14 protein-coding genes are annotated in these 22,636 nt (G+C 68.7%); 7 read left to right on the forward strand and 7 right to left on the reverse strand.

Translation table 11 applies throughout. The features are described from left to right. Nucleotides 1-42: 42 nt before the first annotated feature. The gene (locus AC5DRG_RS16305; protein ID WP_491811225.1) at nt 43-3,021 is read left to right on the forward strand and encodes a beta-galactosidase; all 2,979 of its coding nucleotides are present in this window, start codon (nt 43-45) and stop codon (nt 3,019-3,021) included. Nucleotides 3,022-3,031: 10 nt separating this feature from the next. Here AC5DRG_RS16305 and arfA read toward each other — a convergent pair whose 3' ends face one another. The 5 genes from arfA to AC5DRG_RS16330 form a co-directional block, all read right to left on the reverse strand. Next, complete coding sequence (arfA, locus tag AC5DRG_RS16310; protein ID WP_491811226.1) at nt 3,032-4,549, reverse strand: arabinosylfuranosidase ArfA; 1,518 nt, start codon at nt 4,547-4,549, stop codon at nt 3,032-3,034. 91 nt (nt 4,550-4,640) lie between these two features. Continuing rightward, nucleotides 4,641-5,612: an arabinan endo-1,5-alpha-L-arabinosidase gene (locus AC5DRG_RS16315; protein WP_491811227.1), complete on the reverse strand. Its 972-nt coding sequence runs from the start codon at nt 5,610-5,612 to the stop codon at nt 4,641-4,643. After that, entirely contained in the window at nt 5,609-6,481 is an 873-nt protein-coding gene (locus AC5DRG_RS16320) for a carbohydrate ABC transporter permease (RefSeq protein ID WP_491811228.1), read from the reverse strand. The genes AC5DRG_RS16315 and AC5DRG_RS16320 overlap by 4 nt, the downstream gene beginning before the upstream one ends. Then, nucleotides 6,478-7,416: a carbohydrate ABC transporter permease gene (locus AC5DRG_RS16325; protein ID WP_491811229.1), complete on the reverse strand. Its 939-nt coding sequence runs from the start codon at nt 7,414-7,416 to the stop codon at nt 6,478-6,480. The genes AC5DRG_RS16320 and AC5DRG_RS16325 overlap by 4 nt, the downstream gene beginning before the upstream one ends. Continuing rightward, nucleotides 7,413-8,768, reverse strand: coding sequence for an extracellular solute-binding protein (locus AC5DRG_RS16330; RefSeq protein ID WP_491811230.1), 1,356 nt, complete (start codon nt 8,766-8,768; stop codon nt 7,413-7,415). Before AC5DRG_RS16330 ends, AC5DRG_RS16325 begins: the two co-directional genes overlap by 4 nt. A 303-nt stretch (nt 8,769-9,071) precedes the next feature. Between AC5DRG_RS16330 and AC5DRG_RS16335 the strand changes: the two genes are divergently transcribed. From AC5DRG_RS16335 to AC5DRG_RS16350, 4 genes are all read left to right on the forward strand, one after another. After that, nucleotides 9,072-9,590, forward strand: coding sequence for a toxin (locus AC5DRG_RS16335; RefSeq protein ID WP_491813059.1), 519 nt, complete (start codon nt 9,072-9,074; stop codon nt 9,588-9,590). Continuing rightward, entirely contained in the window at nt 9,587-10,777 is a 1,191-nt protein-coding gene (locus tag AC5DRG_RS16340) for an MAB_1171c family putative transporter (protein ID WP_491811231.1), read from the forward strand. Before AC5DRG_RS16335 ends, AC5DRG_RS16340 begins: the two co-directional genes overlap by 4 nt. Further along, nucleotides 10,774-11,949: an MAB_1171c family putative transporter gene (locus AC5DRG_RS16345; RefSeq protein ID WP_491811232.1), complete on the forward strand. Its 1,176-nt coding sequence runs from the start codon at nt 10,774-10,776 to the stop codon at nt 11,947-11,949. The genes AC5DRG_RS16340 and AC5DRG_RS16345 overlap by 4 nt, the downstream gene beginning before the upstream one ends. A gap of 80 nt (nt 11,950-12,029) precedes the next feature. Further along, on the forward strand, nt 12,030-13,460 hold the full coding sequence (locus AC5DRG_RS16350) for an FAD-dependent oxidoreductase (RefSeq protein ID WP_491811233.1): 1,431 nt from the start codon (nt 12,030-12,032) through the stop codon (nt 13,458-13,460). A 9-nt stretch (nt 13,461-13,469) separates the two neighbouring features. Here the strand turns inward: AC5DRG_RS16350 and AC5DRG_RS16355 are convergent, their stop codons facing one another. Both AC5DRG_RS16355 and AC5DRG_RS16360 read right to left on the reverse strand, forming a co-directional pair. Continuing rightward, on the reverse strand, nt 13,470-14,327 hold the full coding sequence (locus tag AC5DRG_RS16355; protein ID WP_491811234.1) for an SMP-30/gluconolactonase/LRE family protein: 858 nt from the start codon (nt 14,325-14,327) through the stop codon (nt 13,470-13,472). Next, nucleotides 14,324-15,097 (reverse strand): IclR family transcriptional regulator, encoded by a 774-nt coding sequence (locus AC5DRG_RS16360; RefSeq protein ID WP_491811235.1) that lies wholly within the window; start codon nt 15,095-15,097, stop codon nt 14,324-14,326. Before AC5DRG_RS16360 ends, AC5DRG_RS16355 begins: the two co-directional genes overlap by 4 nt. 296 nt (nt 15,098-15,393) lie before the next feature. On the opposite strand from AC5DRG_RS16360, the gene AC5DRG_RS16365 reads away from it, so the two are divergent. Beyond that, entirely contained in the window at nt 15,394-17,442 is a 2,049-nt protein-coding gene (locus AC5DRG_RS16365; RefSeq protein ID WP_491811236.1) for a TerD family protein, read from the forward strand. Nucleotides 17,443-17,560: 118 nt separating this feature from the next. Beyond that, nucleotides 17,561-22,537, forward strand: coding sequence for a tetratricopeptide repeat protein (locus tag AC5DRG_RS16370; RefSeq protein WP_491811237.1), 4,977 nt, complete (start codon nt 17,561-17,563; stop codon nt 22,535-22,537). Nucleotides 22,538-22,636 lie beyond the last annotated feature (99 nt).

Below are 22,636 nucleotides of genomic sequence, written 5' to 3' on the forward strand. Positions count from 1 at the left end.
CCAGCCGTCACACAGGTAAACAGAGGTAAACAGGAGGTCCCCTTGGCGCTCAGCAGACGTACCTTCAGCGCCCTCGCCGGCACCGCCGCGCTCGGTTTCGCGCTGAGCGGGAGCGCCGGGACGCCGGATGCGTACGCCGCCCGCTACGCGCCCACGGGACCGGCCCCCGCCCCGCCGAGCGCGGACCGGCGCCGGCACACGATCGGCTTCGACCGCTACTCGCTGCTCATCGACGGCAAGCGCCTGGTCGTGTGGTCGGGCGAGCTGCACCCCTTCCGGCTGCCGAGCCCGTCCCTGTGGCGCGACATGCTGGAGAAGATGCGGGCGCACGGCTACAACACCGTCAGCGTCTACGTCGCCTGGAACTACCACTCCCCCGCCCCCGGCCAGTACGACTTCACCGGCGTCCGGGACCTCGACCTGTTCCTGCGGACGGCCGCCGAGACGGGCCTCTACGTCATCCTGCGCCCGGGCCCCTACATCAACGCCGAGGTCGACGCGGGCGGCTTCCCCGGCTGGCTGACCGCCACCAAGGGCACCGCCAGGACCTCCGACCCGACCTACCTGTCGTACGTCGACGAGTGGCTGACCGCCGTCAACGCGATCGTCGCCAAGCACCTCTACACCGAGGGCAACGGCACGGTCCTGCTCTACCAGATCGAGAACGAGTACGACTCCCACGTCGGCCGGCCCGAAGGCCTCGACTACATGGCCCACCTGTACGAGAAGGTGCGCACCGACGGGATCGACGTACCCCTGTTCCACAACGACAAGGGGCGGAACGGGTATTGGACGCCCGGGTCGTTCGACATGGGCGGGGAGAAGGGGGGTTGGCTGTACGGGTTCGACGGCTATCCCTCGCCTTCCAAGACCCCGCCCGACTGGGGGCACTTCGGGTCGGGAGGAGCGACGGGTGGTGCCACCGCCAGTCCGCGCACTCCCGGGTTCGTCCCCGAGTTCGGGGGCGGCTGGTTCGATCCGTGGGGCGGGGTGGAGTTCAAGGGGAAGGGGTACGCGGAGTCGCGGCGGACGCGTGACGCGGCCTACGAGCGACGCTTCTACCTGACCAATCTCGCCAACGGCATCACCCTGCACAACGTCTACATGGCCTTCGGCGGGACGTCGTGGGGGTGGCTGCCCGCGCCCGTCGTCTACACCTCGTACGACTACGGGGCCGCCTTCGACGAGGCACGCAACGCCACCGCAAAGCTGGCCCCGATGCACCAGCTCGGCCAACTGCTGTACCACGTACCCGACTTCGCCAAGCTGGACCGGGCGGCGGACGTCGAGGCCGCCGACAAGCGGGTCAAGGTGTACCACCTGACCAACAACGACACCGGCGCCCATGTGTACGTCCTGCGCAACGACACCGCCGAGCCCGTCTCCACGAGCCTCCCGGTCGGCGGGGAGGACCTGCCCGTCACCGTGCCGGCCCGCGATGCCCAGCTGCTGGCGAGTGGACTGGCCCTGGGCTGGGTGAAGTTGAGGAACGCCGACGTACAGCCCATGCTCACCCTCGCCGCGGGGCGGCAGGACATCGCTGTGTTCACTGGCCGCCGGGGCGACATGGCGCACCTCGTCCTTGAGTGCCCGAGCGAACCGGAGGTCTTCCGGCTGGACGCGGAGGCGGCATGGACGTACGACCGCGGTCTGCTGCGCGTGTCCGCCCGGCTCGGTGAGGGCGGGCTGACCCGGGTACTGGTCAACCAGCTCGACGGCAGCAGGCCGTTGCTGATCCTCCTCGCCGACGACGAGACCTCGCTACGGCTGTGGCCGCACCGGACGCCGGCGGGCTCGGTGCTCGTGTACGGCCCGGCGCTGCTGCGGAAGGCCGCCGTGAGCGGTGCCATCGTCCAGCTCACCGGGGACACGACCGGGGCGACGGGACTTGAGGTGTGGGGGCCGCGCGGTATCGGTGAAGTCACCTGGAACGACGGCCTGTTGCGGACGCGGACCAGCGCCGCCGGAAGCCTGCTGGCCGAGGAGCTCGTGCCCGGGGTCGCCCCGGTGGCGCTGCCCGCGCTGGGCGGCTGGCGCCAGCGGACCGAGAACCCCGAGTCCGCGCCCGCGTTCGACGACTCGACGTGGAAGGTCGCCGACAAGTCCTCCTCGTACAGCACGACTTCGGTACCGGCCGGGCAGCCCGTGCTGTTCGCGGACGACTACGGCTTCCACTACGGGGACGTCTGGTACCGGGGCTCCCTGACGGGCTCGGAGGGTGTCGAGTCCGTGGCCCTGTCCTACAGCACGGGCACGCAGGGGATGCTGATGGCCTGGCTGGACGGGGAGCCGCTCGGGTCCCATCGGATGCCGGTGCCGGACAAGACGACCGTCCGGCAGGGCAGTTGGACGGCCACGGCCGCCTTCGACGTGCCGGAGACGCTGCGGGAGAAGCTCGGGGAGGGCGACTCGCACGTGCTGTCCGTGCTCGTCCGGCGGATGCAGCACGACATGGACGGCAAGTCCCTCGACACCCACAAGGCGGCCCGCGGTCTGACCGAGGTCACCTTCAACGGTGCCTCGCCGGTGGTGAGTTGGCGGCTCCAGGGCGAGGCGGCGGCCGACCCCGTGCGCGGGCCGCTGAACAACGGCGGGCTGTACGGGGAGCGGGAGGGCTGGCACCTGCCCGGGTTCGCCGACAGCGACTGGGAACTGGCCGAACTGCCGCGCGCGGACCGGCGGCAGGGCGTGACCTGGTACCGGACCACCTTCCGGCTGGGCGTCGACCACGGCATCGACGCCTCGGTCGGGCTCACCCTGGAGGACGACGCCACCCGCGCCTACCGCGCCCAGATCTTCCTGAACGGCTGGAACATGGGCCAGTACATCAACGACGTGGGTCCGCAGCACACCTTCGTCCTGCCGAACGGGATCCTCCGCACACGTGGCACCAACACACTGGCCCTGGCCGTCCTGTCCGACGGGACCACACCGTCGGGCCCGGGGGCCGTACGGCTGACGCTGCTGGGCAGCGCGGCCGGAGGAGTGCCGGTGACTGCCGTCGACTCCCCCGGCCGGTGATCTTCGGGCGTTACGCCAGGCGGATCACGTTCCAGGACAGTGGCTCCAGTACGGCGGTCAGGGTGCCGTCGTCCTGGAGGGCCGTGCCCTCGACCGTGTGCGGGGCGACCCGCTCCGGCTCGTCCAGTGTGTTCCGGGCGTCCGGGTCGGCGTCGGCGAGTGCGCTGTGCTCGACCAGCGACGTCAACTCCAGGCCGTTCAGGGCGACTTCGAGCGGAAGCGCTTCGGTGCGGCTGCGGTTGACCGCGAACACGGTGACGGTGCCGTCCTCGGCGCGGACGGCGGTCGCGTGCAGGAGGTCGGTCTCGCCGAACTTCTTCGTCTCGTACGTCGGTGAGTCGACCCGTACGTCCAGGACCTGGCCGCGGCCGTACTTCGCCGCCTGCGCGAACGGGAAGAACGTCGTCTGACGCCAGGCCGGGCCGCCCGGTTCCGTCATGATCGGCGCGATGACGTTGACGAGCTGGGCGAGACAGGCGACGGTGACGCGGTCCGCGTGCCGGAGCAGCGCGATGAGGAGCGAGCCGAAGACGACGGCGTCCAGGACGCTGTAGTTGTCCTCCAGGAGACGCGGGGCCTCCGGCCAGTCCTCCTGCTCGAACGTCTTCGCCTTCGCCTCCCATTCGGGCAGGTACCAGACGTTCCACTCGTCGAAGGAGAGGTTGATCCGCTTCTTCGACTTGACCCTCGCGCCCACGTGGTCGGCGGTCGCGACGACGTTCTCGATGAACGACTCCATGTCGACGGCCGAGGCCAGGAAGGAGTCGATGTCACCGTCCTCCGGCCAGTAGTAGGCGTGGAGAGAGATGTAGTCGACGAGGTCGTACGTCTCCTTCAGGACCGTCGCCTCCCACTCGGCGAAGGTCGGCATGGACTGGCTGGAGGAGCCGCAGGCGACGAGTTCCACGCTCGGGTCGATCTGGCGCATCGCCCGTGCGGTCTCGGCGGCGACACGGCCGTACTCCTCGGCCGTCTTGTGGCCGGTCTGCCAGGGGCCGTCCATCTCGTTGCCGAGGCACCAGAGTCTGATGCCGAAGGGGTCCTTGTCGCCGTGGCTGACGCGGAGGTCGGACAGGGCGGTGCCCTCGGAGTGGTTGGCGTACTCCTGGAGTTCCAGGGCTTCCGCGACACCTCGCGTGCCGAGGTTCACCGCCATCATGGGTTCGGCCTGGGGGCCGATCTTGCGGAGGAAGGCGATGTACTCGGAGAGGCCGAAGCGGTTGGACTCCGTCGAGTGCCAGGCCAGGTCGAGGCGGCGGGGGCGGTCCCCTGCGGGGCCTACCGAGTCCTCCCACTTGTAGCCCGATACGAAGTTGCCGCCGGGGTAGCGGATGGCTGTTACGCCCAGTTCCCGGACGAGGTCGAGGACGTCCGTACGGAGGCCCTGTCCGTCGGCCGATGGGTGGTCCGGCTCGAAGATGCCCGTGTAGACGCAGCGGCCGAGGTGTTCCACGAAGGAGCCGAAGAGGCGGGGGTTGACCTCGCCGATGGTGAAGGCTGGGTCGAGGGTGAAGCGGGCGGTGCTCATCTTTTCCTTTCGGGTTGTGTCTTGTCTGCGGGTTTGTGGGGGCTGGTCGCGCCCACGCGGCGGAGCCGCAAATCGATACAGCCCCGCGCCCCTAACGCACGACTGGCCAGCCGTTCTTTTTCCAGCTCAGGGGGTTCAGCCCCAGCTTTGGCGTGCCGCCGTCCTCTGCGTCGTAGTAGTGGTACGCCAGGACATCCTTGCCCCCGTCCTTGAAGATCGACTCGCCGCCCGTGCCCACATACCTTCCGTGGCCGGCCAGCAGCAGATCGCCGCCGCCCTCCAGCATCGGCTTGCCCGTGCTGTCCTCGTACGGGCCCGTCACCGACGTCGACCTACCCACCCTGATCTTGTACGTGGAGTTCACGCCCGCGCAGCAGGCGTCGTAGCTCGCGAAGAGGTAGTAGTAGCGGCCGTGCTTCACGATGTACGGGCCCTCCACCGCGTACGGGGCGTCCGGGCGGGTTGCCAGGTGGTGGACCGGGGTGCCCTCGGCTGCCTTGCCGGTCCTCGGGTCCACCTCCACCATGCGGATGCCCGTCCAGTACGAGCCGAACGACATCCACAGCTTGCCGTCGGCCCGGATCAGGGCCGGGTCTATGGCGTTCCAGGTGTCGGTCGTCTCCGACGTGAAGACCTTGCCCTGGTCCGTCCAGGTGCCGGGGAGGCCGGTGCTGGACGTCGCCACGCCTATCGCGGAGTGGTTGGTGCCCCAGGACGAGACGGCGTAATACAGCCAGTACTTGCCGGACCGGTAGGAGATGTCCGGGGCCCACGGGTCGCCGGTCGAGTTGTACTCGTACCACCAACTCGGGGGCTCGGCGAAGGCGTTGCCCGCGTCGTCCCATTGGACTCTGTCCTTCGACGTGCGGGCTCCGATGATGCCGCCGGTCGAATAGGCCACGTAGCCGCCGGACTTCAGCTTGATGATGGTTGGGTCGTGGATGATCTGTTGGCCGGTGATCGGTTGGGGGTCGGGGTAACTCTCCGCCGCCTGGGCCGTGTTGGGGAGCAGGGCCAGGACTGTTGCCAGGGTCGCCGCGGCGAGGCCGCTTCTCAGGGTCACTGGCCCGCCAATCCCGTGTGGGCCACGCCCGCCACGATCTGCCTCTGGAAGAAGACGAAGACGATGATCAGCGGGAGGCCCGCCATCAGGCCGCCTGCCATGAGTTGGGCCCACTGGATGCCGTAGGAGTTCATGACGGTCGCGATGCCGTTCGGCATGGTCATCAGGTCGGGGTTGTTGGTGACCATGTACGGCCAGAGGAAGTTGTTCCAGGAGGCGATGAAGGTGAAGATGCCTACCGCCGCCAGGGAGGGGCGGGCCAGCGGGACGACGATCGTGAAGAAGACCCGCCAGCGGCCGGCGCCGTCGATGAACGCCGCTTCCTCCAGTTCGCGCGGGATGCCCTGGAAGAACTTGTAGAGGATGTAGACCATCGCTGCGGGCGCGCACTGCGGGAGGATCATGCCCCAGTACGTGTCGACCATCCCCATCTGCTGGACCGTGGTGAAGAGGGGGACGCCGAGGACCGCCGGGGAGATCATCAGGCCCGCCATGACCACGGCCATCAGGGCGCCCTTGCCGCGGAACTCGGTGCGGGCGAAGCCGTAACCGGCCAGCGCGCTGACGAGAAGGACCACGGACGTCACGCACACCGAGACGACCAGGGAGTTCACGAACCAGTTGGTGATGTTGCCGCTCTCGAAGAGGGCCTTCCAGGCCTGGCCCGTCCAGTCCTTCGGCAGCCAGTGCGGGGGCACTTCTACGGCTTCGGTCTCCGACTTGAGGGACGTGAACAGGCCCCAGGCGAAGGGGGCGAGGAAGACGACCGAGACGGCCGCTCCGAGGAGGGTGAGGATGATCTGGCTGGGGGTCCAACCCCTGGTCCAGCCCTTGGTCCCACCTTTGCGAGGCTGCACTGCTGTGGTCATCGGGCGCTCTCCTCTCGGTTGCGCAGCAGCCACATTCGGGCCAGGGCTACGGCCGCGATGATCACGAAGAAGATGATGGAGATGGCGGAGGCGTAGCCCACGCGGTAGGCGGTGAAGCCCTCTTCGAGGGTGTACTGCACGAAGGTGCGGGTCGATTCCTCCGGGCCGGGGCTGAAGTCCATCATCACGACCGCCTGGTCGAAGATCTGGAGTGACGCGAGGATCTGCAGGGCGATGACCAGGCCGGTGATGTTGCGCAGCAGCGGCAGGGTGATGTGGACCATGCGGTGCCAGGCGTTCGCGCCGTCCAGTTTGGCGGCCTCGTAGAGGTGGTCGGGGATGCCCTGGAGCGCGGCGAGGTAGAGCAGGAAGCTGAAGCCGACCGTCCACCACAGGGTGGTGATGACGATGGCGAGCATCGCGTACGACTTGTCGGTCAGCCACGGTGTCTCGATGCCGAAGACGTGGTTGATCATTCCTGTGCCGGGGTTGAAGAGCCACTGCCAGAGGTTGCCGGCGACGGTGGAGGGCAGCAGGAACGGGGCGAAGAAGCACAGGCGCCACAGCCATTTGCCGCGCTCTATGTGGTGGGCGAGCATCGCGAGGAGGAAGGCCAGCACCGTGATGCAGGGGACTACCAGGAGCGTGAAGTACGCGCTGTGGCCGAGCGCGTCCCACATCAGCGGGTCCTTGAGGGCCTCGCGGTAGTTGTCCAGGCCGACGAAGTGGGCGGCGTCACCCGTGATGTTGGCGTCCGTGAAGCTGAGGTAGACGCCCCGGAGGAGGGGCCAGATCACGAAGAGCGTGAAGAGGACGAGGAACGGGGCGATGAACCAACCGCCCTGCTGGAAGCCCTGCTTGCGGCGGAGGGTGGCGCTCTGCGCGACGGTACGCGCGCGTGCTGGTGCGATCACTGTTTGAGCGCTGGTCGTCATGCGGCCGTACCTCCCTGTGCGGCGGTCCTGCCGTCCATGGGGTTCTTCATGGCCAGGAGTTGGGTGAGCGCGCCCTTCATGCGGTCGGCCACGGCTTCGGGCTTGGCCGAGCCCATCGTCGAGGAGACGACGATCGGGCCCACGCGCTGGGCGAGGATGCCGGTGGAGCCCGCGAACCACACCTTCGGCTCGGTGGCCTGGTGGTCCATGGCCGACACGTACTCGTTCTGCGGGCTCAGCTTCTTGTACGCGGCCGTGGACAGGGTCGGCGTGTAGGCGGGGATGTGGCCGCCGGCCGCCCACTGCTGGGCGTGCTGGACGACGTAGGCGGCGAGTTGGTGGGCACCCTCGTTGGCGGCGCCGCCCCGGTCGGACTGGTGCGGGAGGACGAAGGCGTGCGACTCGGCGTGGGTGGCCTGCTTGCCGAAGACGGGCGGCAGCGGGGTGGCGCCGTAGTCGAGCTTCGCTCCGGAGTAGACCGGCACCGACCAGTTGCCCTCCCAGGCGAAGGGCGCGCCGTTGATGAACTGTTCGGCGCCGACGGAGCCGAGGCCCGGGTCGGCGTATCCGTCGGTGATGTGGCGGCGCAGGAACTCCAGGACCTGGACGGCCTTGTCGGTGTCGAAGGTGACTTCGGTGTTGGCGTCGTTGAACCAGGTGCCGCCGAGCTGGGTGTAGAAGGCGACGAAGAACCACCACTGGAAGTTCTGGTCGTTGACCCACAGACCGATGGTCTGCAGCCCCTTCTTGGTGGCCTTCTTGGCCTCCTTGAGCACGTCGAACCACTCGTCGGTCGAGGTGACCGGCACGATCCGGCCGTCGTCGCCGAGAAGGCCCGCCTTCTTCAGGACATCCTTGCGGTAGAAGCAGAGCTGGACGTGGATGTCGAGCGGGAGGGCGTAGAGCTTGCCGTCGATGACGGCGCGTTTCCAGAGGTCCGGGTTGAAGTCCTCTTCACGTACGCCGTACTTGGCGAGCAGATCCACGTCCCAGGCGTCCAGGAGGCGGCCGGGCGAGAAGCCGGTGACCCGGCCGAGGTGCATGACGCCGAGGTCGGGTGCGCGGTTGCCCGCGGCGGCCATGGCGAGCTTGGTGTAGAAGGGGTTGCCCCACTGGAGCGTCGAGTCCTTGACGTCGATGGCGGGGTTCGCCTTACGGAAGGCGTCCAGCATGGCGATCATGTTGTAGCCGTCGCCGCCGCTGAAGAGGTTCCAGTAGCGCACGCGGGTGTCCGCGCTGGAGGCGAGTGCGTCGGCCCCGGTGCCGAGGGCCGCGAAGGCGAAGCTGCCCGCGACGGTCAATCCGCCCGCGGTGGCCAGAAGTTGCCTGCGATTCAGGTCAGGTCGTCCCATTCCTGCCCCGTTCCAAGTTGTGGAGAGCGACTGATTCGGGTGATTCGATCGATTCGATAACCGTCCGCTTTCGTTCGGTATCTCGGATTGCGCTCGTAACTTCGAACGGGACCGTAAATAGGAAGCGCTTTCGCGTCAATGGGTTGGACAGGAACCGCAGGCGAGAGTTTCGGACAGCGCTGGTCGTTCACCGTCGAACAACGGTCGCCGGATCACATGACGCGGACACTTCGGGCCGCGTAACCTCGGACGGACCGCCGAACGGCGGTGAGAACGCCCTGGACCCGACCACAGGGAAGCATGGTGCGCAGGAAGAAGGAGATGCGGCGGCTCGCCGACGCCCTCATCGGGTCCGTGCGGGTTCCCGAACCGGCGGACCCAGAGGCCGTGTTCGCCGCGCTCGTCGAGTCCGTCAGCGCGTGGCGGGGGCGCGAGGTCGTCGTCCGCCGCGAGGTGTTCCCGCCGCACACCGCCAGCGGACTGTGGCTGGACCGGGGGACATACGACATCATCGTCATCGACCGGCGTGCCGCCGTGTGGCACCAGATCGTGATCCTCTGCCACGAGGTGTGGCACATGAGTCAGGGGCCGGCCCATGGGCACGGGGTCGTGGACTCCGCCCAACCCGCTGCCGCCCAACCCACCGCCGCCCGCACCGACTTCAGCCTCGCCGACGAGCAGGAGGCCGACCGGTTCGGCATGTTGATGGGGCAGCGGCTGCGCACCCTCCTCGAGGCGCCCGCGGAGTCCGGGGGCACCGGGTCCGAGGGCGTCGCCGGGCGTATCGGGGCCGCGCTCAACTACCGTGGGACACGCGGATGAGCGGCCTGATCAACTACATCAGCTGCGCCGTCCTGTGGCTCGGTCTCGCGGTGAAGGCCCCCGACCTCGGACGCCACCCCCGCGATCCCTACCTGCGCGCCATCTGCGCGGTGCTGGGCCTGGCCGGCCTGTGCTTCCTCCTCGGGGCCCCGCCCACCGTGGGCGCCATCAACCGGGTCAGCGGCGTCCCGAACCTCGCCGCGCCGCTGACGTACGCGTCGATCACCGCGTACAGCGCCGCCGCCCAGGTGCTGATCGTCTGCTGGCGGGGCGGGCCGCATGTGCGGCGGACCGCGCGCCGCTGGATGCTGGCCTACGCGTTCGTGGTCATCGGCATCGTGACGATGTTCGCCCTGGGTGACGCGCCCGTGGAGCGCCGCGTCGACCTGGACACCTACTACGCGAAGACGCCGTTCATCGCCGAGATGATCGTGCTGTACCTGGTCGGGCATCTCACAGCCGTCACGTTCACCACCGTGTCGTCCCTGCGCTGGGCCCGCGAGGTGCACGGCTGGCTGCGCGCGGGCCTGGTCGCCATGGGCGTGGGAACCCTGTGCAGCGGGGGCTACAGCGTCTCGAAGCTCATCGCGGTGAGCGCCCGCTGGTTCGGGCAGGACTGGTCGGCGCTCAACACGAACATCTCGGTCGCGGCCGCCGGCCTCGGCGCCCTCCTCACCGCTGCCGGCGTGCTGATTCCGCTGGCCGGCCCCCGGCTCACGCACTGGGTGCGGTCCTGGCGGACGTACGCCCGTCTCGCACCGCTGGAGCGCGAACTGGACGACGTCCTGACCCGCCGCTCGCTGCGCTTGCCCCGGCCGCGCTATGCCTCCCCCGCCACGCTCCTGGTGTGGCGCCAGACGAGCGTCCACAACGCGCTCAGCTACCTGGACGCCTTCTTCGACCGGGAGTTGTACGAGCGGGTCCGCGACGCGGCACTGCGGTCCACGGGCCGGCCGGAGCGGGCCGAGGCGCTCGCGTGGGCGGCGGTGATCTCAGCGGCGGTGCGGGCTGAGCGGGACGGGAGACCGAACCCCGGCTCGGCGGCGGACGGAGCCGACCTGCTGGCCGACGGGGCGCCCGGACCGGCGCTGCTGGTCCCCATCGCCGAGGCCCTGACCGCCTCCCCGCCGCTTGTCCCGGGCGTCATGCCTGCCGCACCCGCACCGGAACGGAGTTCTCGACCGTGAGCCTCGTCGTGTACCTGGCGGCCGGCCTGCTGGGCATGTCCTTCGTCGTGCTGCTCCGCGGCCCGCGTACGGCCTTACGGAATCCGCTGACCGTGTCCACCTGCGCGGCGATCGCCCTCGGCGCGTTCGTGTTCGTGTGCTCGGCGCCGCTGACCCTGGAGGCCGTCAACGACCTCACGGGCGTGCCCAACTTCGGTGCGCCGCTGACGTACGGACTGATCTCCGCGTACAGCTGCTCCCTGCTCATCCTGCTGATCCACTGGAGGGGCGGCCCGCGCGAACACGTCCGGCGGATGGTCGTGCGCAGTGTCACCGCGTACGGCTGTGTGATCGTCGCCATCGTCGTGCTGTTCGTGCTCGCCGACGCGGACACCGAGCGGCTTCGCGACCTCGACACGTACTACGCCAACACGCCGTACATGCGCGAGATGACCGTGCTCTACCTGCTCGGGCACAGCGCCGCGACCCTCGCGATGTGCGCGCTGTGCGTCAAGTGGGGCCGTGAGGTGACCGGGCTGCTCAGGGTCGGACTGCGGCTGATCTTCGTCGGGGCGGCGCTGGACGTGGTGGGTTTTCAGCTGACCAAGTACACGGCGGTGGCGGCGCGTTGGGCGGGCGGCGATCTCGACTTCCTGTCCACCGACGTGGCCCCGCCACTGGTCTCGCTCGCCGGACTGATCTGGTCCGCGGGCTTCGTCCTGCCCAGGGTGCTGCCGGCGGCCACCGCGCACTGGCACACCCTGAACGACTACCGCAGGCTGCGTCCGCTGTGGTCCCAGGTGCGGTTCGCGTCCACCGCGCCCAAGCCGCCCAGCAGTTGGTGGCAACTGCCGCGGGAGCGGCTGCACTGGCGTGAAGTGTCCATCCACGACGCGCTGTTGGCGCTGGCCCCGTACTTCGACGACGGGGTGCGTGAGCGGGCCCGGGACGCCGCCGCACGGCAGAGCCCGTCCGAGCACGAGGCCCGGGTCGTCGCGGAGGCGGCCATGCTCACCGACGCCGCGCGCCGTGCGGCGGCCCGCGAGCAGCCCCTGGACCGGCCGAGCACATATCGCCTCTACGCCACCGAGGTCTCCGACTCCAGCGGGCTGGTGGAGCTGGCGCAGGCGCTGGTGAGGTCGCCGGTCGTGGCGGCTGTGCGCGAGGGGACGGTGAGTGCTTCACATGGCTGAAATGGGTGCGGTGTCGGCCGAGTTGGCCTTGTCAGCCGCAGTTGTCTCTTTGGTTTCTTTGGGTGCGTTCGAGGAGTTCCATGTCGCGTAGAGCTGTCGTCATCGGTGCCGGTCTGGCCGGCATGCTTGCCACGGCCGCGCTGTCGAGCGTCGTCGACGAGGTGGTCGTGCTCGAACGCGACGATCTGCCCGAAGGGCCCGAGCACCGCAAGGGGCTTCCGCAGGGGCGCCATGCCCATCTCCTGATGGCCGGGGGTCTGGCCGCCATGGAGGAGATCGTGCCGGGCGCCCGGCTGCGCAAGGACCTGCTCGCGGCCGGTGCGCATGAAATCTCCCTCGGGCAGGGCATGTTGGGGCTCACGCCCGAGGGCTGGTTCCGGCGTTGGCGGCATCAGGGGCCCCAAATGATCACCTGTACCCGGGCGTTGCTGGACTGGACGGTGCGGGCGGCTGTCCTGTCCGGAACCGGGGTGGAGATACGCAAGGCCCAGGCGCTCGAACTCAGGGGAACGTCGCAGCGCGTCACCGGGGTATTGGTGAGCTCCTCAACTGGCGGCGGCGATACGTCACTTGACGCCGAGATCGTCGTCGACGCGAGTGGACGCGGGTCGCGGGTCATGAAGTGGCTGGACGGGCTCGGGGTGAGCGGGATCGGGGAGCGGGCCGTCGACTCCGGGCTCGTCAACGCGACACGGATCTACCGCACGCCCGCGGGAGCCGCCGGCTTCCCCCTGACGGTCGTGTACGCCGATCCGTACGCGTCGCGGCCCGGCCGTAGCGCGATGGTCCTGCCCATCGAGGGCGACCGCTGGATGGTCAGCCTCGCCGGCACGCGGGGCGGCGAGCCGCCGACGGACCCGGACGGCTTCCTGCGCTACACCCTCGATCTGCCCGACCCCATCGTCGGCCGACTGATCGCCGGCGCCGAACCCCTCACCGACGTGCACACCAGCCGCAGCAGCAGCAACGTCCGGCGGTACGTGGAGAAGGCCCGGCAGTGGCCCGAGGGTTTCGTCGTTCTCGGCGACGCGCTCGCCACGTTCAACCCGGCCTACGGCCAGGGCATGTCGGTGGCCGCGCTCGGCGCGCGCGTCCTGGCCCATGAGGTACGGGACTCCGGCCCCACCGCGCCCGGGCTGTCCCGCCGGGTGCAGCGCGGGGCCGCCAAGTCGGTGGAGGCGGCCTGGGCCACGGCCGTCGGCCAGGACGTCTGGTACCCGGGGGCGGTGGGCGGGCCCCCGACCGCCGCCGACCGGCTCATCGCCGGCTACTCGCGGCGGCTGACGCGGGCGGCCACCGGGTCCTATACGGCGGCCTCCGCGCTGTGGGAGGTGACCAGCCTGACGGCCGACGCGAGTCGGCTCCTGCGCCCGGATGTCGCACTGGCCGCGCTGAGCGGTCCCCCGCTGCCGAGGCTGGCGGGGCCACCGCTGACGGCGGGCGAACGGGAGATCCTCCGGGTGCTGGACGCCCGAGCCGCGGCGTCGGGGGCGGGTTCGGTGCCGGACTAGGAACCGGGGTCAGCCCGCGAACGCCGGCTGGGGCAGACCCTTGCCCGCTCCCGGTACGACGAGGAGGGACCCGGCGAGCGGAGGGGGCACCGGGAGTCCCGTACGGGCCGTCGTGATGTACAGGTCAGTGAGGTCGGGGCCGCCGAAAGCGCAGGCCGTCGGGCGGGGCACCGGGAGCGGGATCACGCGGTCCAGCTCGCCGGACGGCGTGTAGCGGCGGACCGCCCCGCCGTCCCACAGGGCCACCCAGACGCAGCCGTCGGCGTCGACGGTGAGGCCGTCGGGGAAGCCGGCGCCGTCCTCGATCACGGCGAGTGGCCGCCGGTTGGTGACCTGACCGTCGTAGTCGAAGACGTCGATGCGGCGGGTGGGCGAGTCGATGTAGTACATCAGCCGCCCGTCGGGGCTCCACCCGGTGCCGTTGCTGACGGCGACGTCGTCGAGGACGGTGCGGTGGGTCCCGTCACCGGTGATACGGGACAGCGTGCCGCCGCCCGCTGCCTCGTCGTAGCGCATGGTGCCCGCCCAGAGGGAGCCGTCGGGTGCGACGGCGGCGTCGTTGGCGCGGCGGCCGGGGACGGGGGCGTGGTGCAGCCACCGGAACCCTCCGCCCGCCTCGTCCGTGTCGACCAGCCCGACCCCGTCGCGCAGGTTGAGCACCAGCCCGCCGCCGGCTCGCGGCTTGGCGGCGCCGACGTGCTGGTCGGTGACGCGGACGGTGCGTCGTCCGGAGGCGGGGTCGTAGGTGTGGACCCGGGCGCCGAGAATGTCGATCCAGATGAGCCGCCCGGCGTCGGCGTCCCAGGTCGGCCCTTCGCCGAGGGCCGCTTCAGCCCGTACGGCGACCTCGGTCTCGTAGGCCGTCATCCCACGCTCCGGTGGCCGAGGCGCTCGGACAGCTCGGCGGCGCCCTTCGCGGCGAGTTGCTCCAGCTCGACGCGGCGCTCGTCGCTCCAGCGGATCATCGGCACGGAGATGGAGAGCGCGGCGACGACCTGCCCGGTGCGGTCGCGGACCGGGGCGGCCACGCAGGAGACGTCCGGGTTGGACTCGCGGCTCTCGACGGCGATGCCGCGCTGCCGGATCTCGTCGAGGGCCTCGCGCAGGGCGCCGGGCTCGGTGATGCTGTTGGGGGTCATGGCGACCAGCTCGGCCCCGTCGGGGATCCGCGCGGTGAGCTCGGGCGCGGGGAGGGAGGCGAGCAGCATCTTGCCGACGGAGGTGCAGTGGGCGGGCAGCCGACGGCCGGCGGCGGACACCATGCGCACGGCGTGCGTGGAGTCGACCTTGGCGATGTAGATGACGTCGGTGCCTTCGAGGATGGCCACGTGCACGGTCTCGTCACAGGTCTCGGCGACGGACCGGGCGACCTGCTGGCCCTCGGCGGCGAGGTCGAGCTGCTCGGCGTAGCGGCTGCCGAGCTGGTACGGACGTACTCCGAGCCGGTAGCGTCCGGGCTGGCCCGGCACCTGGACGATGTACGACCGAGCGGCGAGCGTGGTGACCAGCTCGTGCACGGTGGTGCGGGGCAGCTGGAGCCTGCGCACGATGTCGGGGGCGGAGAGAGTCCCGTCTCCGTCGAGGAAGAGCTCCAGTATGTCGAGAGCCCGGGTCACGGCAGGTACGAGGCGTCCCACGTGCGGCCCCTCCCTTGTGTTGCGGCGCCTTGTTCCCAAGACCCCTGTGTTCGAAATTTCAACAGACGATCGGCATGACGAACACAGGCTAGCCATAGTGCGTTTGCCCCGGCAATGGGCCTGCGTCAACCACCTCCGCAGCCACCCTGCTCCATTTCCGTTTTCCTTACGACCGCGCCCCACCGGTACTACCGTTTCCCATGTGCGACACGTCACATCTTGTCGCGCAGTATGCGGCCGAGGCAGGAGATGCCTCTGTCCTGGGGGAGCACGATTTGGGGGGCATTGTGCGCGAAATGGTCAAGGGCTCGAATGTGGCGCTGACGGCTCTGAGCGAGGACGTCGGTTCGGTGATCGTCAGTCTGGGCTGGGGCAGCCCGACCGGTGAGGGCGACGCGGATGTGTCCGTCCTCCTGCTGGACACGAACGGCAAGGTCCGCAGCGACGCCGACTTCTACTTCTACAACAACCCGGTGGCCGCCGACGGAAGCGTGCAGCTGCTGGGCAAGACGCCCACGGAGGACGGCAACGAGGACCGGATCAGCTTCGACCTGACGGCGGTCCCGGCGGACGTCGACCGGATCGTCGTGGCGGCGAGCCGGTACGAGGGGGCTGTCTTCGGAGAGCTGGAAGACCTGAGGGTGACAATGGCCGACGCGGTCGGCGAGAACCTCCTTCGGTTCGGCATCGACGACGCGGGCGCGGTGGGCGCGATCATCTTCGGTGAGTTGTATCGGCGGGAAGAGGAGTGGAAGTTCCGGGCGGTGGGGCAGGGCTACGACACTGGGCTGGCGGGGCTGGCAACGGACTTCGGGGTCGATGTCGACGCCGAGGACGATGCGGAGAGCGGCGAAGCGGAGAGCGGTGAATTGGCGGCGGATACGGCGCTCTCCGAGGACCTCGTCGAGCCCGCCCCGCAAGCGTCGCCGGCGCCGCTGGCATCGCTGGGGGCCATCCCGACTCCTCGTCGGGCCGAAGGCGAGGCCGGTCCGAGGAAGACGGCCGCGCGTCCCCGCACCGCGAAGAGGAAGGTCTCGCTGCCCAGCACGCCGCAGAAGTCCCTGGCGGAGAACGATTCCTGGAAGGCCGCCAGGCTCTTTCCCGTCTCGGCGCTCAAGAGCGACCGGGACCGGGAGATGCGCGCGACCTCGGTGCTGTTGTCGGTGATGGCCCAGGTGCCACGGTTCGGCAGACGACTCACCGCCGCCTTCGGTGCACCGTCCGGCCGCATGGAGACATTCACCGAGGTGTCCCTGCCGCACGGCGACACGCCCCGACGCCCTGACGGAGTGATCCGTATCGAGCGTGCCGGCAAGCTGTGGACGGCACTCGTCGAGGCGAAGACCAACGGCAACGCCCTCAAAGCCGACCAGGTGCAGGCCTACATGGACATCGCCGCCCGGCGCGGCTACGAGGCCGTGATCACACTGTCGAACGACGTCGCGCTGGAGGGCAGCCCACTGGTCGACGTGAAGATCGACGGACGCCGCAAGCACAAGGTCGCTCTCTGGCACCTGTCGTGGGCCGAAGTGGCCCACCAGGCACAGCTGTTGATCCGGCACGAGGGAGTCGGCAACGCGGCGCGCACCTGGCTGCTCCAGGAACTGCTGCACTATCTCCAGCACGAGAACTCCGGTTGCCACGGCTTCCAGAGCATGGGCTCGGCATGGGTGCCGGTACGCAACGGCATCGGCGACGAGACCCTGTGCCAGGGCGACCCGCGCGCCCTTGAGGTGGTCGAGAGCTGGGAACGGCTCATCCGCCAGGTGTGCCTACGGCTCGGCGGCGAACTCGGCCAGAAGGTACTCCCCGCCCACCGCACCAAGCGCGGCACCGATCCTGGGGCCCGCCGAGCCCGTCTGGCCGACCAACTCTGCCTGGATGGACGGCTTCAGGCGGAACTGCGGGTTGAGGGGACTCCGGGTTTGCTGGCTATCAACGCCGATCTGCGAACCGGCAAGCTGCGCACGGCGATCGACATCCCGGCGCCGGAGCAGGGGTATCCGTTGACCTGGGCGAAACGGCTCGTCCGCAGGCTGGCCGAGGCGCCGGCGGATCTCCATGTCGAGACCCTGGTGGAGGGTGAGGGAGGGGGGCCGCGGGGCACGTTGGAACGGCTCCGGCCTGAGCCTGGGGACATGCTTCCGAAAGGCAACGGCGTCCAGATCACGGGATTCCGGCTGTCGCTGTTCAAGAGCATGGGGAGTGGACGGGGGAACGCCGAGTCCGGGTTCATTCGCAGTGTTGATGACGCTGTGCAGCGGTTCTTCGCTGGGGTGGTGGTCCATCTGGATCGACCCGCATCGACGCGAGCATCGTCGAAGGAGCCGGTTGGGATGAGCTAACTGGCTGACTGTCGCTGTCCGTTGCATTCCAGGTACGTCGGGCGACGGGGCGGCGGATACTTGGTAGGGCATCGGCGTCGCGGGGGCGCGCGGATGTGGTGTGAACGGGGGAACGTAGGTGTTCAAGGGGCGTCTTGCCGGCGTTGGGGTCGGCGATTACACAGTGGAGGATCATCAGCCGCTGGCGCATGCGGTTGGTGATGTCGTCGCCTTGACCGCCCTGTTGGGGGATTCCTTCGGCGGGGAGGCGCTGGAGAACCCCACTGAGGCAGAGGTGCGCGCCTTCTTCAAGTCGCTCCGGGGCTCCCTGTCCGCCGACAGCCCGTTGGTCGTGATGTGGAGCGGCCATGGTGTCCTCCCTGCGGCGGGCGGCCTGCGGCTCCTGGCCAAGGACAGTGGCACGTACGCGGACGACGGCGTCGGCCTGACCGACGTCGTCCTCCCCTCCGCACTGTCCGGGGCGAATCAACTCCTGTTCGTCTTCGACACCTGTTTCTCGGGCGATGCGGTCTCGGCGGCCGACCTGGCGACGCTGATCATGCGGGAGACGCAGGATGCGTCGCAGGTTTGGGTGGGGGTGGTCACGTCGTGCCTGACTGTGGAGACGGCCCGCGACGGGCTGTTCGGGCAACGTCTGCGCAAGGTCCTGGAGTTGGGTCCGGACATGCCCGAGCTGCGGGTGCGGTGGTCGGTCCATAACGAGTACGTGCGCGGGGACGACGTATGCGATGCCGTGCTGAAGGAGTGGGGCAGGGGTGGACAGTCACCGGTCTTCCGGTCCACGGGCAGCGCATGGTGGATGTTCCGGAACCCCCTGTATCGGCCGGGGGCACCTGAGCAAGTGGTCGAGCATCTGCTGCGGGCCGCGCGAAGCGGCGCTGAGTTGAACGAGCGATCGTGGTTCACCGGACGCACCGAAGAAGTGAACACGGTCGTGGATTGGGTGCAGCGGCGTCAGCCCGGTCTGTACGTCGTGAGTGGATCGGCGGGGACCGGTAAGTCGGCGATTCTGGGGCGGGTTGTGAGTCTGTCCAACCCTGAGGAGAGGGAGCGGCTTCTTGGCGACGGCCATCCTCGGAGCCACGTGTTGCCCGAGGAGCGGTCGGTTTCCGCGCATGTGCATGCGCGTGGGCTGACGGCGGACTTGGCGGCTGATCATCTTGCCGGGCAGCTGGTGCAGCAGGGCGTGCTGACCGCGCAGGATGCTCGGCGCAACGCCAGCGAGTTGGTGGGTGAGGTCCAGCGGGCGGTCGAGGATGGCGCAGAGCCACCGGTTCTCGTTGTCGACGGGCTGGACGAAGCGCGGGGTAAGGCCTTCGAGATCGCCGAAGACCTGTTGACGCGTCTGGCCGCGCACGCTGTGGTGATCGTGTCCACGCGGGAGATGCAGCGTGGTGACGGGCAGTCCTCACTGGTGGGGACCCTGGCGCCTGGGGGCCCGGCCCTCAGCCTTGATGATCCTGCTGTCCGGCAGCGGGGCCGGTCGGATCTGGCGAAGTACGTGCGGCTGCGGCTGAGCGAAGTCGACCCTCGTATGGATGAGGCTGCGGTCGCGGCCCATCTGTTCGGGGAGGACTCGGCCGAGGTTCAACACACGTTCCTGCTTGCCAGGTTGGTGGCGGACCAGCTATCCGCGGCTCCGGTGGACACGTCGGACGAGGGGTGGGAGGAGAGAGTCAGCCACTCTGTTGAGGATGCGCTCGACACGGATCTGGCGGCAGTTGTTCCGGCGACAGGTCGGGTGGTTGGAGAGGCGCCGGAACCAGCGGTGCTGGCCGAGATAATTCTGCGCGCCTTGACTTGGGCGTACGGAGCCGGCTTCCCGGAGGAGGAGTGGCTCAGCGTCGCCAACGCGGAGGCGCCGGACGGCGTTGAGGTGACTCGGGATGACATCAGCTGGGTGCTTGACCAGCTCGGGCGTCATATCGTGCAGGACGGCGAGGGGGGAACCGCGGTCTATCGGATGGCTCATCAGAGTCTTGCCGATCATTTGCGTCCTGCGTATCGGGGGTCGGCTGAGCAGCCGTTCAATCCGCGGTCGGTGGTTGTGGCTCAGGCGTTGCTGGGTACGTATCGAGCACACCTGGAGGCGGGGATTCCGGCCGAGGAGTCCGTCTACCTGTGGCTCTATGGGTGGCGTCATGCCGCGGATGCCGGACCCGACGGTCTCGGTCTGTTGCGGGGGCTGACAGAGGAAAGCGCCGCTCTCCTTCCCGACGTTGTCATGACAGCAACGCTCGTCGCCGATCGGTTTCAGTATTGGGGGCGCCTGGCCGAAGCCCTGCCTCCCGCCGAAGAAGCGGTCACCCTGTCACGTGCCGTGGCCAACGCAAACCGCGTCTACCTCCCTAACCTCGCCGGTGCTCTGAACGACCTCGGCACCTGCTACAGCGACGTGGGCCGCCGAAAGGAGGCAGTGCCCCCCACCGAAGAATCCGTTCGCCTCTGGCGCGCCCTCACCAACGAGAACCCCGCCTACCTACCCAACCTCGCCGGCGCCCTGAACAATCTCGGAAACCGCTACAGCGACGTTGGACGACGGGACGACGCACTGGCCCTCACCAGAGAAGCCGTTCGCCTCTGGCGCACCCTGGCTAACGAAAACCCCGCCTACCTCCCTAACCTCGCCGGCGCCCTGAACAACCTCGGTATCCGCTACAACAGCGTTGGACGCCGGAACGACGCACTGGCCCCTTCCGGAGAAGCCGTTCACCTCTGGCGCACCCTGGCTAACGAAAACCTCGCCCACCTCCCCGACCTCGCCATGGCCCTGAACAACCTCGGCACCCGCTACAGCAACGTTGGACGCCGGAACGACGCACTGGCCCCCGCCGAAGAAGCCCTAGGCCTATACCGAACCCTGGCCAACGAAAACCCCGCCCACCTCCCCGACCTCGCCATGACCCTGAACAACCTCGGCACCCGCTACAGCGACGTTGGACGCCGGAAGGACGCACTCCCCCCCACCGAAGAAGCCGTTCAACTACGACGCGCCCTGGCCAACGAAAACCGCGCCTACCTCCCCGACCTCGCCAGCGCCCTGCATAACCTCGGCGCCTGCTACAGCGACGTTGGACGCCGGAAGGACGCACTACCCCCCACCGAAGAAGCCGTTCAACTACGACGCGCCCTGGCCAACGAAAACCGCGCCTATCTCCCCGACCTCGCCAGCACGCTGAACAACCTCGGCGCTTGCTACGGCGACGTTGGACGCCTGAACGACGCACTACCCCCCACCGAAGAAGCCGTTCAACTACGACGCGCCCTGGCCAACGAAAACCGCGCCTACCTTCCCGGCCTGGCCAGTGCCCTGAACAACCTCGGCGCCTGCTACAGCAACATCGGACGACGGAATGACGCGCTGCCCCCCACCGAAGAAGCCGTAGACCTATACCGAACCCTCGCCGACGAAAACCGCGCTTACCTCCCCGACCTCGCCACGGCCCTGAACATCCTCGGCACCTGCTACAGCAACGTCGGACGACGGAACGACGCACTGTCCCTCACCGAAGAAGCCGTTCAACTACGACGCGCCCTGGCCAACGAAAACCGCGCCTACCTGCCCAACCTCGCCGGCGCCCTGAACAACCTCGGCATCCACTACAACAGCGTTGGACGCCTGAACGACGCACTGCCTCCCACCGAAGAAGCCCTAGGCCTATACCGAACCCTCGCCAAAGAAAACCCCGCCCACCTCCCCAACCTCGCGATGACCCTTAACAACCTCGGCACCCGCTACAGCAACATCGGACGACGAGACGACGCACTGCCTCCCACCGAAGAAGCCCTAGGCCTATACCGAACCCTCGCCAAAGAAAACCCCGCCCACCTCCCCGACCTCGCTGCGGTCCTAGACAACATCGGCACCTGCTACAGCAACATCGGGCGACGAGACGACGCGCTACCTCCCACCGAAGAAGCCCTAGACCTTTACCGAACCCTCGCCAAAGAAAACCCCGCCCACCTCCCCAACCTCGCCACGACCCTGAACAACCTCGGCACCCGCTACAGCGACGCTGGACGATCAGCCGAGCAGCTCTGGACAAACATCCTCAGCGAAGCTACGCCGTACACCGCCGCGTTCCTCCTGCTGTCCCGCTCAGCCGACGCGCAGCCAGGCGACACGAGTGCGACGGCATGGCTCGTAAGGGTCGAACAACTAGCAGCTGCTGCAGCGGACCCTGAGTTTGTCAGTGTCTTGCACGCGGAAGGCCGCCGACACCGCAGCGCCAACCAGGCAGCGTTCGACAGCTCCTGGCACCAGCTCGCCGGCACCGAACCCCCTGCCTGGCTCACCGTCGATCTTGACTTGCTGACCAAGGCTCAAACCTGGGTCGACACCGAGAGCTACGACGCCGAGCGCGACTACCTCGCAGCGCACCCGGAACTCCTCTCGCCGGAAGCCGACAACGGCGTGGCCGAAGCCTTCCTCGACATCAGGGAAGACGAGGCTGATCGCTACCGTGACCTGCGCCAACAAGCCCAGAGCGAGGGTGTTGATGCGGCATACCGTCCACTCCTGCAGTCGGTCCTCGCCTACGAGTTCGCCGCCGCCGCTCCAACGGACCAGCGGGCACTTCTCGAACAGCGTCGCGACGACCTGCTTGGGGAGATCGTCTGGGCAGCTCTGTCTGACGGTGCCGACGACCCTGAAAATGCCTATCTGTTCGTTCGGGCTCAAAGCCTGCTTCAGCTCGCACAATTCCACGCCCAAGCCCACGCCTTCGAAGCTCTGGACGACCCTTCCCAATTCCCCGCACTACTCCACGATTCGGCACGCCAACCCAACCCCGCCGTACTGGAAGCAACCGCATACCTCGCACTGAGTGCTGGCGCAGATGCCCCTCTCGCAGCCACAGCCGAATTCCACCTGGCCATAGCCTCAGCCATCGACGCCGACCACGACCGCGCCGAAGCCGCGCTGAACTCCGCCTGCGACCGCACCCCCGAAAACATCAGGGCCTGGATAGACGACCTGGCAGAAATCGCCCCCCACCACCCCGCCGCCCTAACCCTCATCCCCCACCTGACCGCCCGCCTCTCCGCCGCGCCCCCCGAGGAGCCCTATGACACAGCCCCCAACACCCCCAACTGACCTAGTAGTAGTCCTCCCCGGCATAACCGGCACCACCCTCCGCACCCCCGAAGGCCTGGTCTGGTCCCCCACCCCCGGCGCCCTCCTCACCGCAATCAA

The sequence above is a fragment of the Streptomyces sp. JLBG701 genome (genome assembly GCF_058544905.1).